Origin of the sequence: Bradyrhizobium sp. CCGUVB14, assembly GCF_024199935.1 — a bacterium.
GTDB lineage: Bacteria > Pseudomonadota > Alphaproteobacteria > Rhizobiales > Xanthobacteraceae > Bradyrhizobium.
Map to the genome: position 1 here is coordinate 7,364,226 of NZ_JANADS010000001.1, position 10,881 is coordinate 7,375,106.

The window sequence follows — 10,881 nt, forward strand, 5'->3', positions numbered from 1 at the left end:
GTTTCGTATGAAACCTTTTCAGTTGGCAGTCTGGCTCCATTTCTCGCCTGGGATGTTGCGCGAACGCTCTACTTCAAATTGGGTGGCATACAGCAGATCAACTGCCTGCGCACTTCGAGCTTGACGAAACATCCTCTTACACAATTCCGAAACGCAATTCGAAAGAAGTCAAGCATTACCCCACGACTGGAATAAAGTTGTAGTTCCTATTATAACTCACTTACGCTTGTATTTCGATATGGCCAGTCAGCCACAGAGCCTCCGTTGATCGAGAGCGAGTTCGTGCGATGTCCGAAGGTCCAGCAATTGCTCAAGCACCGCCAAAGAAGAAGATTGCGATCTTTCTCGACGGCACGTGGAATGCAATAGATGACAACACGAACGTGTGGAGGCTCAAGTCGTTAGTTGCGCCGAAGGACAACGATGATGCGCTACAGCCGACCTACTATGAGATTGGTGTTAACGGATTCTGGGGCGGCCTCTTCGGTAAGGGCGTGAGCCGAACGCTTACTGATGCATACGAGTGGCTGGTTGATCATTACAATCCCGGAGACGACATTTTCATCTTCGGCTTTAGCCGCGGTGCATACACCGCAAGAAGCTTGGCAGGCTACATTGCCAAATGCGGCCTGCTGAAGGCCGGTGGTTCTCTTGGTGTTAAGCAGCTGTACAAGAGGTATCGCCGACCAGATGACAAAACCATCTGGACTCTCTTGGATGAGCACGCCGCTGGAGCGGTTCAGGATCACACACCTGAAGAGCGGTGTATGCTCAAATACTCGATGGCTGTACGCATCAAGTTTGTCGGCGTGTGGGATTCTGTCGGCGAATTGGGGATACCCGCCTTCAGTATTCCCGGCGTTAGCCGGTCAACACTCGGGTTTCTCCATACTGGTTTGAGATTGCCTATAGAGAACGGCTATCACGCACTGGCTGTAGATGAGCATAGGAGAACTTTTGCGCCTACGCTTTGGACCGTCCGAAAACCAAACGACCCACAAGCCAAGATGGCTCCCCCAAGATCGATAGCTAACGTTGAGCAAAGATGGTTCGTTGGCGCACATGCGAACATCGGAGGCGGTTATGAGACCGACCTTCTAGCCCAACTGCCGCTGAGATGGCTCATGAGGAAGGCATCAACGCACGGTCTCGCGTTTCGAAACGACGTCGAGGTTGATGGCGACCATTTAAAGGCCGAGATCGCCGACTCTTATCGCGAATTCATGTACGGAATCTACCGATGGGTGAGCCCTCCCTACTACAGGCCGATCGGCGCCCGCCCGGTTGAAAAGGACGACGGGACTCACTGCAACGTGAACGAATCTATCGACAAGTCAGTATTCGATCGGTGGACCACCATCCCGAATTATCGACCAACAAATCTCGCTGCCTGGGCTAGACGACACCACGTGGAGATATCGACCCTCAAGGGTTCGGTGTTTGCTGACGATCCAACGATAGCCGCCGCAGACTGAAACGCTGTTAGAAACTGCCTACCGCCAGTTTTTACCTTACCGTTCGCAACTCTCTCATAGACTTTCTCGACGGAAGCGAAACGGCTTATGCAACAAGCGATTTCGGCCCTAGTGCGGAAAATTGCCGCTCCGTTTGTATGGAGAGCATAATGTCTCTGATCGCATCATTTGGAATCCTCACTGCCGCAGCAATTGCATTTCTCTTACTATCCGGCAGATACCATATCCTCCTCGCGATTCTTCCTCTGGTCGGATTGGGCCTCGGCCTCCTCAATAACAAGGATGTTCAATCCCGCCTCGGGGTGCAGAGCCTTACTGAAGCAGCCAGGGTACTAGTCAAAAGAGCTGCAGATATTGCGGCACTCAGAAACACGATTGCTCAATTTTCGGTCGATATTCTTAGGCCAGCTGGTCCTTACTTTTTGGGGCACGACAGGACGTTCAAACCGCTCTTTGTTTTTGAGCGAACGTGGCAGTTGTTTACCGCCAGATTTCTGCTGACAACTGCCGGGCTTTTCTTTTTCTTCAAGTTCGGAGCATCTGACTGGTTTTGGGGTACGTGGTTTTATTCTTTCGTAGCATTACTTGCCGCATTTCACTTCCTAATCACCAGAAGCCAAAGTGATGACTATAACGGAATGAGGTATTGGTTGTTAGCGACCTGGGCGGGTGCCCTGGTGATGTGGGCATTCCTGCTTTGGCTGGCGATCGCTTTACTCAAAAGAATCGATTGGAATGGACATTCGTGCCCAACGATAATTCTTGGATGTCTGGCTGCGCTGTCCCTCGCGGGACTCTCTGGCTTCGCAATCTCGACCGCGCGCTCGGCTATCCGCGATAGGTCCGTCGCTTGGGTTAATCTATTTGTCGGTCTATCGGTCTTTCCGTTCTGCGTCGCTTGGGGGATAGCTAGCCTTTCAGTGGCATACGTTAGGCCCCTTCTCAGCGTTACGCCGAGGGATGCGACTATCGACCAAGTTCGAATAGACGAATTGTCATCTCGAGCGAGATGGGCTCGACAATCGGGCTGGATGAGACAGGATAAGACGCCACTTACTGTTGCAGTAGCGTTGTCAGGCGGCGGATATAGAGCAGCGCTGATCCACGCAGGCGTTCTGCAAGCCCTCGACGAGAAATGTGTTCCCATACGCTATTTGACGACAGTTTCGGGTGGCTCAATCGTCGGGGCATACTATGCGCTCGGCTACACTCCACAACAATTCAAGGAAAAACTAAAACGCCAAAGGCCCGGACTTCCAGACGAGTACCTGGCAGTTTGGAATCAGGCACGAAGCTGGTTAGGAGTGTCAACAAACGCAGAAACATATACTGACTTCTTCAGTCGCGTGTTCTTTGGGTCGAAGGTGCTGGCGGACACCGACCTCTTCCCTCAGTTGCTTGTGAACGCGACCGATATCGAACGTAGCTCGAACGCTCGCGAAGTGTTCTTCAAGGGGCGTAGTCAGGCTCTCCCAGAATTGGACAGGACACGATTAGCCGACGTCGTTGCAGCATCTGCGGCTTTCCCGGGAGTATTTCAACCAAGGACAATCGTCTGGCCAGCACCGGCAGGCGAGCCCGCTCTCGCAAATCGACGATTCGTAGACGGTGGTGTAGTCGAAAACCTTGGCTACACCGGCTTGGTACGTTTCTTAGCCATCAGCGAACGACCGGAGGCTTCACCAAAGGTTGACTACCTCATCATCTCTGATGCTAGCGCGGAGGAAGCCTCAGGCTCTTTGCCCAACACTGTAGATCCTTGGGAATTGTTGTCGCGCAGTCAAGACATCTCATATGCATTCCAAGTAAGCTTGGTCCATGAGTTGCTCGATGGCGAGCAACCCAAGGGTCTACCCAAGCCTTTGTTCGTGCGTGCACAAGAGGCTGACATTAAAGAAGCACTAAAGAAGGACTCGTTTTCCTCGCCAGCCACTGGGACAGTTCCAGGTTCGACAATCGCGAACGAAGTCACCCGATATTCTACTTTGGCAGAACTTGATGAGTCGCAGGTCGAAAAGGCCTTTTGGTTAGGACACGCCATAGGCGAGATGCGCTGGCGCCAAATCGACCATTGGAGGCAAACCTTCACGACAGAAGCCTCCTGTCAGAAATGAAGGGTCTTGGCGTCGAACGCCGAAACCTGACTGACCAGACTACCCTTAACGGCAAACTGGCTCGAAGGCTCGAGACGAGCTTGATCGAGAGAGCGTGTCAGAACAACGTAAGCGCTGTTCCGAACACACGTGTCCGAGACGTCCGCTGATCTCTATGTTTCTCGTGTGTGGAGGGCTGCCAGCCGTTCCGCCTCAGCTAGAGCAGCAGCCTTGGACTTAAACGGACCAACGTCGTGTTCTTGCGTGTCGGGGAGCCAAGCAGGCAAGAACCACCAACCGCCCGGGCGGTAACTCTTGCTGTTCCTTATCGATCCGACGTTTCGGGCTGTAAACCAGCCGGGATCGACCCCGTCCTGTAGCCACAAGATGTTCTGGCCGCTCACTGGCACACCTCAAGAACGTTGGTTCGTCGATCTGCTTTCGCTAGGCTGGTTTTTTAGCCGTTTCGGTAGGCCCAGGGCAACAAACTATCGAGCTGGCGGTTTGCGTGACCGTTGACGATCCTGGTGAGAACATCGGTGATGTAAGCCAGCGGATCAATATGATTCAGCTTACAGGTTTCGATCAGGGAGGCGATGACGGCCCAGTGCTCAGCGCCTCCGTCGGAGCCAGCGAACAGTACGTTCTTCCGGTTGAGTGTGATCGGACGGATCGCGCGTTCGACAGCGTTGTTATCGAGCTCGATATGACCATCGTCGATGAAGCGCGTTAAGCTGTCCCAACGTGAGAGCGCATAGCGGATGGCATCGGCTAGCTTGCTCTTTTGGCTGATCAAGCCGATTCTTGTTCGCAGCCATTTTTGGAATGCGTCGGCGAGCGGCCGGCTCTTCTGGTGCCGAACGAGACGACGCTCCTCGGAGCTGCGGCCACGGATGTCCTTCTCGATGGCATAGAACTCGGCGATGTGCTGAAGCGCCTCGCCCGCAATGGGCGCAGGGCCAGGGGCGGCAAGTTCGTAGAAGTTGCGCCGCATGTGCGACCAGCAGAATGCAAGCTGAACGTCGCCACGTTCGGCCAGCTTGCCATACCCGGCGTAGCCATCGACCTGCAGAATCCCCTTGAAGCCCGCCAGATGGGCGATCGGTCGGTCGGCTTTGCGATCGGCGGCATAGACATAGGCAACGCCTGGCGGATCGGCGCCGCCCCACGGCCGGTCGTCCGCCGCGTAGGCCCAGAGCTGACCAGTCTTGGTCCGCCCGCGGCCGGGATCGAGCACCGGCAGTGTCGTCTCGTCGGCGAACAGCTTTGGCCGCTGCCTGAGTTTGCTGAGGAGGCGCTCATGCAACGGACGCAGGTGGAAGGCTGCCTGTCCCACCCAATCCGCCAGCGTCGAACGATCGAGCTCAATGCCCTGGCGGGTATAAATCTGCGCCTGCCGGTAGAGCGGCAGGTGATCGGCATATTTGGACACCAGCACCTGGGCGACGGTGGCTTCGGTCGGCAGCCCGCCCTCGATCAGCCGGGCCGGGGCCGGCGCCTGCCTGACGCCGTCCTCGCAAGCACGGCAGGCGTATTTGGGGCGCCGGGTCACAAGGATCCGGAACTGCGCCGGGACCAGGTCCAGTCGCTCGCTTCGATCCTCGCCGATCCGGTGTAACTCGCCCCGGCAGCAGGGACAGGTCTTGTCCTCGATGTCGACGACGGCCTCAACCCGCGGCAGGTGCGCCGGCAAGGCACCACGGTTGCCGCGGCGCTTACGAGCCCGCACCTCACGGCCTTCAGGTGCGCTGACGTCCTGCGCCGTCTCGCTATACGCTGCCACCTGCTCGACATCTTCCAGGCCCAGCAGCATCTGATCTTCAGGCAGCGTCTCGGCCCGCCGGCCAAATCGATGCCGCTGCAATTCTTTGATGATCTGACGCAGCCGTTCGCTCTCGCACCGCTCGGCGAGCAGCATCGCTTTCAGTGTCTCGGGATCGTTAGGCAGGGCGTCGCTCACACCCAATTCAGAGCATATTCGCCGCCATCTGGCGACGCGCCCGACGCTCCTGATTCATTTCGCCGCAGCGCCGCCAACAACTATCCCGCTTGGGCCGGCGCCGACGTCTCCCGTGCCTCGTGCACGAGCCGCCAGTCGAGCCCTTCCAGCAGCGCCGACAATTGTGCCGCCGACAGACGCATCACGCCGTCCTCGATCTTCGGCCATCGGAATATCCCTTCCTCGAGCCTCTTGGTGAACAGACACAGACCCGTTCCGTCCCAGAACACGAGCTTGATGCGGTCTGCTCGCTTGGCCCGGAACACATAGACAGCACCCGAGAACGGGTCAGCCCGCATGCTCTCACGCACCAAGGTCGCAAGCCCTTCCATCCCCTTGCGGAAGTCTACCGGTTTGGTCGCGACCATCACCCGGACAGCACCCGACGGGCCGATCACCGAATCGCCTTTAGCGCCTGCACGATCGACGTAATCATCGTAGCGTCCGCACCACGACCCGCCCGGATCGTTATGCCGTCCACTTCGATCTCGATGAGCCCGGCGTCCACCTTGGGCTTACAGCGCACCACCTTGCGCTCTCGGCTAAAGTCAGGTGTCTTTACCACTGCATCCACTACCGCCGGCACAAACTGTACTTCTTCCGTCCCTGATTGATCGCCCACGGCTTCCCGCAACTGACGTCGCCAGCCGAACAATTGCTGCGGTGACAATCCATGGCGCCGGGCTACCGAACAGACCGAGTCACCACTCGTCACGATCTCGGCAACAATCCGTGCCTTGTCTTCGTCGCTCCACTTTCGCCGACGACCGGCTCCGGTGAAGACCTCCAGCCGCCGCACCGGCTCCGTGATAGCATTACGCACAGTGTCCATTCTAAGCCTAACGGTCCGAACCGACCGCAGACTCGCAGATCAACCCATCATCCTGTAGGTGGCTCCAGAACAGCGCTTACAGAACAACTATCTTCTTTTCGAAACTACGTGTGAACCAGTTCACATTCACGTCGATCCAAACGTGATTAAGTGATTGGCGCTTGTCGGGCTACCTCCCCTGTCCTCGTTGGAGCTGGGGTCTTTTATTTGGGTCAAGCAGCCTCTTACCGATCAGTAACTTACGTGCAAAGATGTTAGTAGGGTGCGGCTGAAGAGGTAGCGCACGCGTTCGCAGCCTGCCCCGGTTGCCGGCTTTCTTCCCGACCTATCGCGGAAGCAAATCATGCAGGGGCATTATCATCTCCTCGAAAGTTTTCTTCCGATCGGCTTACTTGCACGACTCCACGGCACAGCTGGGATTCGTCCCGCGGTTATCAAGTTTCCAGCGGCAGTGATATTTGTCGACGTTTCCCGATACACCGCTTTGGTCGAGCAGCTTGCGCGCCGCGGACAAGAGGGACTCGAGCAGATCCCACGACTCCTTGGCCTTTCCTACACCCGCTGTGCTGAATGTGTCTCCAAGCATGGAGGCGAAGTGCTATGTTTTGCGGGCGATTCACTGCTAGCCTATTGGCCAGCAGATCGTGAGAAGCTCGGCTCTGCCGTCCGAATAGCGGTCAATTGCGCAGAGATGATCTGCCGCACAGGTCATCGTAAAGGAGCCGGTATACCGAACGAGCTCAGCCCAGCCCTCCACGTCGGAGTGGGTGCGGGACAGCTTTGCGCGGCCGCTTTGGGCGGCCAGCCAGTCTGGACCCTCCTCGCGATGGGCGAAGCGATCGTAGAGGCAGCTGCCGCACAAGGCATTGCCCGAGGCGGAACCTACGAGATCTCACCCGCTGCCGCTTTAATAGCGGCTGGCGAGAGTGAACCCGAAAGCCTCCTTCGTTGGGCAAGTGTCGGAGATTATCTTCAGTCTCCGCCGCTCGACTGGCTCACCGGATTTCTACCAATGCAAGTGCGGGAGACCCTACTAGCGCCCGTTCAGAGCCAAAGCATCACTAGCGGGTCGCTGGCAGTTGATCTCGATTCCGACCGCCATGTGGATGCTCGCCTCGCAGAGTTGACAGAGATCAGGCCCGTTTCTGCACTTTTCGCGCGAATTGTCGGCCTGGACCTGAATGATTCCGATGCGCTGCTTCAACATCATGAGCTCTGCGCATCGCTGCAAGAGATCGTGCGGGCACACGGCGGGCCACCAGGAGATCTGTTTTGCGGCGATAAGGGACTCATTTTTTCCACCACATTTGGCGCCCGCGGCAATTTCAACCGAGATGATCCCCGCCGCGCGGTGGATGCCGCTCGCGCGATCAATCACGCTATCGATCTGAGAGGATTATCGTCATCGATCGGCGTAGCAACGGGAGACGCACTCTTTGGGGTGGTGGGAAGCTCCCGCCGGCGACAACTAATGGTCCATGGCTCGTCCATGAACCGCGCCGCGCGTCTGATGACTGCGGCGGAAACCGGCATTCTCTGCGACGCGCCCACGGAACGTTCGACGCGAACCGCCTTCAAATTCGAAGAGCGCGGCGCGTTACAGCTTGTCGGGCTTGGCGACATGGCTGCGGTATTTCGTCCGGCTGAACATCACGAACTGCCCACCTCTTCTCCGGTCCTCATTGGTAGGGAGCGTGAGCTCGAGTCCTTACGACGGACATTTGATGATGCTCGCCTCGGGGAAACGCGTCTGCTAGCGGTCATCGGGGAGTCAGGAATCGGCAAGTCGGCGCTGGTGACGGCATTTTCCGATGAGCTCCGTTCTATGGCCACAACAGTCGCCCTCGCCCGAGCCGAAAGGGACGATCGGCGAACATCTCTCCTACCTTGGCGCCGAGTACTTGCGTCTCTTCTGGGACTCTCTCCCGACTCCGAGGGAACTTTCATACTGCGTGCCATCACGTCGCGCGTCGCGATGCACCCTACGATCATGGATCGTCTCGCCCTGCTAAACGGCGTTCTCGGTGTAGAACTCCCGGAGAATGAAAGTACACGTCATTTAGAAGGCGCGCATCGTGGTGACGCTACCATGCGCCTGTTAGGCGACCTGCTTGCGATCATCGCACCGCGCCCCGTGGTGCTCGTGCTCGAGGATAGCCAATGGCTTGACTCTGCATCATGGCGTCTTTTGGAATGGATCATCGCCACCCATTCGTCAATTCTGATCTTGGCGTGTGTGCGCTTGGAAGAGATCCCCGAAGAGCTCAGAAACCTGCAGCGTCGTGCCGAGGCGGCGCGAATGACCGCATCAGAAGTTGATTTGGAAGATCCCGCACGGTCTTTCCGAATTATGGAGGTGGAGGAACTTAGCGACCATTCGACGCGCGAGCTAGTCGCTCGCACAGTCGCGAGCTCTCCCCCGGAACCCGCGCTCGCTGACCGGATTTCTGCGTTAGCGTGCGGCAATCCGCTTTTTGCGGAGGAGATAGCCCTAAGTCTAAAGACGGAGGGGCTGATCGCGATCCGCGACGGCTGCTGGCGTTCGATCCGCCCACTCAATGAACTCAAGTATTTCGAAGGCGTCGAGCGAGTGATCCGCGAACGGATCGATCGGGTCGACCCCAACCTGCTCGATGTACTGAAGGCATCTGCGGTCATCGGCCGATCGTTTACGGTTAGGTTACTTCAACAATTGCTTGAGCTAAGCAGTCATCATCTTACGGCTATTCTCGACTCTCTCGTGGCGATGCATTTTCTGCGGCGAGGCCCAACTGAAGACGCTTATGAGTTTCGTCACGATCAAATTAGAGATGTCGTGTATGGATCAATAGCTGGAGATCGGCGGCATCAACTCCACGGGATCCTAGCTCAATGGCTTGAGCGTAGCGAGGCATCCACAACGGGGGCGGAATTTGCAGTTCTGGCGCAACATTTTGAGGCCGCAGGCAACAAGGAGAAGGCTGTTGAGTATGCGGAAATGGCTGCGTCGAAAGCTTTACAGGTCGGAGCGTTTCGTGAGGTCGAAGACTTTTTAAGAATCTGCTTTAGTCACGAAGTCCGACAGCGCAGATTGAGCGCGGAAGAACGACTTCGGGCCGTGCATCGGAGAATCCAGCTAGCCGAGGCTCATTACAGCCGTGGCGACATTCATGCTGTAGGTGGTGCCATCCGTCGCGCGCTCACCATGGCAGGCGAATCGAATCCGAGCTCCCCAGCCAACGTCGTCGTTCGGCTCGCCGGTAGTGCGCTGCACTTGCTATTTCAACAGATACTTTCCCCATCACGCAGGTACAATAGCTCCCAAAAGGCTTGGGAGTGCGAGATAGCTCGTTGCCACAACCATGCAGCTGCAGTCGAATTCTTCGAGCTCCGGTTTTTGCCAACTATACTTCATCTCATTCAAGCTGTTGTTCATGCGGAACGTGCCGGCGTGTCGCCGGAATTGGCTGTGGCGTGCTCGCAAATGGCGTCGGGCTTTGGAAATATGGGCCAAATGCGTGCGGCCGAACACTTCGTGAGAAAGGCCGAACGCGTTGCAATTGAGTTGGCCGACCCTGCGATATATTCCCACGTCTGCTTTCTGGATGCCATGTGGCGCGTGGGACGCGGCGATTGGTCTGTAGTTGATGGTCGGACAAAGCAATCTCAAGAGCTTAGTTTGCTGGCCGGAGACCAATTGCGTTGGGGGAGCGCCCAAGTCATTCGCTTCTGGTCGCAATTCTACCGCGGCGACTGGGGTGCGCTCGAGCAAACTGCGCAAAGCCTGCTGTCGCGCGCTCAAAGTTGCGGAAACGCACAGCAGGAAATCTGGGCGCTGCGATGCAAGGCATTGTGCGCGCTTCATGCTGACAGGCCACGCGAAGCAGTTGAAGTATTCAAGCTCATCACTTCCGCAATGCGCGGATCGGCCGACTTGGCGGCGCAAGTTTCCTCAAAGGGCTCCCTGGCACTAGCACACGCCCGCGTTGGCCAGAACGATGAGAGCCTTGAGGCTGTTGACGAAACCCTCCGACTGCTCCGTCAAATGCGTCGTCCAACCTCACACAGCACCCTCGTTGGCTTGTCCGGCTTATGTGAGGTTCTGTTGCGAGGTCGCGAGGCTTCACTGTCGCGCGAGTACGATCAATGGAACGACTGGGAATCGGGATCACTGCAAGAACTCAAGCGGTATAGCCAGGTATTCCCGATTGGTAGACCTCGATATGGCCTATGGGCAGGCGTCACGCTGTGGCTGGACGGCCGTAAGGATCGTGCGTTCCGGGTTTGGAATCGGGCACTTTCGGATTCGCAGCGACTTTCCTTACGCCATGACGAGGCAATGATTGCGGCTGAGATCCGACGTAGGCGAGATCGGCTTTGAAGGTCCTGTCATCGTAGCTGGGCAAGCGATTGCAAGGCCCACGGCCTTTGAGCCGCAGGTACTCTGGCTTGATTGTTTGTGGCGATATTTGCGGACTGTGTTTGTCTCAATGATTTTCTCGC

Annotated in this window: 6 protein-coding genes; 3 read left to right on the plus strand and 3 right to left on the minus strand. The window is 56.9% G+C overall.

Features of this window, described 5'->3' with window-relative positions; all coding sequences use genetic code 11:
• Nucleotides 1-287: 287 nt before the first annotated feature.
• Together NLM32_RS34450 and NLM32_RS34455 are read left to right on the plus strand one after the other, a co-directional pair.
• Nucleotides 288-1,475 carry a DUF2235 domain-containing protein gene (locus NLM32_RS34450; protein WP_254133158.1) on the plus strand — a complete coding sequence of 396 codons (1,188 nt, stop codon included), beginning with the start codon at nt 288-290 and terminating at the stop codon, nt 1,473-1,475.
• Nucleotides 1,476-1,624: 149 nt separating this feature from the next.
• Nucleotides 1,625-3,589 (plus strand): patatin-like phospholipase family protein, encoded by a 1,965-nt coding sequence (locus NLM32_RS34455; RefSeq protein WP_254133159.1) that lies wholly within the window; start codon nt 1,625-1,627, stop codon nt 3,587-3,589.
• A gap of 436 nt (nt 3,590-4,025) precedes the next feature.
• On the opposite strand, the gene NLM32_RS34460 is transcribed toward NLM32_RS34455, so the two are convergent.
• The 3 genes from NLM32_RS34460 to NLM32_RS34470 form a co-directional block, all read right to left on the minus strand.
• The gene (locus tag NLM32_RS34460) at nt 4,026-5,486 is read right to left on the minus strand and encodes an IS66 family transposase (RefSeq protein ID WP_254135492.1); all 1,461 of its coding nucleotides are present in this window, start codon (nt 5,484-5,486) and stop codon (nt 4,026-4,028) included.
• Between the two features lie 122 nt (nt 5,487-5,608).
• Nucleotides 5,609-5,965 carry an IS66 family insertion sequence element accessory protein TnpB gene (gene tnpB / locus NLM32_RS34465; protein WP_254133160.1) on the minus strand — a complete coding sequence of 119 codons (357 nt, stop codon included), beginning with the start codon at nt 5,963-5,965 and terminating at the stop codon, nt 5,609-5,611.
• Nucleotides 5,962-6,399: a transposase gene (locus NLM32_RS34470; RefSeq protein ID WP_254133161.1), complete on the minus strand. Its 438-nt coding sequence runs from the start codon at nt 6,397-6,399 to the stop codon at nt 5,962-5,964. Before NLM32_RS34470 ends, tnpB begins: the two co-directional genes overlap by 4 nt.
• Nucleotides 6,400-6,742: 343 nt before the next feature.
• Between NLM32_RS34470 and NLM32_RS34475 the strand changes: the two genes are divergently transcribed.
• Nucleotides 6,743-10,759 carry an AAA family ATPase gene (locus tag NLM32_RS34475; protein WP_254133162.1) on the plus strand — a complete coding sequence of 1,339 codons (4,017 nt, stop codon included), beginning with the start codon at nt 6,743-6,745 and terminating at the stop codon, nt 10,757-10,759.
• The last annotated feature ends 122 nt before the right edge of the window (nt 10,760-10,881 follow it).

What these genes read in the sequence shown, in the direction of transcription:
- NLM32_RS34475 (WP_254133162.1), top strand. Translation starts at nt 6,743, where the DNA reads ATGCAGGGGCATTATCATCTCCTCGAAAGTTTTCTTCCGATCGGCTTA.
- NLM32_RS34460 (WP_254135492.1), bottom strand. Translation starts at nt 5,486, where the DNA reads ATGCTGCTCGCCGAGCGGTGCGAGAGCGAACGGCTGCGTCAGATCATC.
- NLM32_RS34455 (WP_254133159.1), top strand. Translation starts at nt 1,625, where the DNA reads ATGTCTCTGATCGCATCATTTGGAATCCTCACTGCCGCAGCAATTGCA.
- NLM32_RS34470 (WP_254133161.1), bottom strand. Translation starts at nt 6,399, where the DNA reads ATGGACACTGTGCGTAATGCTATCACGGAGCCGGTGCGGCGGCTGGAG.
- NLM32_RS34450 (WP_254133158.1), top strand. Translation starts at nt 288, where the DNA reads ATGTCCGAAGGTCCAGCAATTGCTCAAGCACCGCCAAAGAAGAAGATT.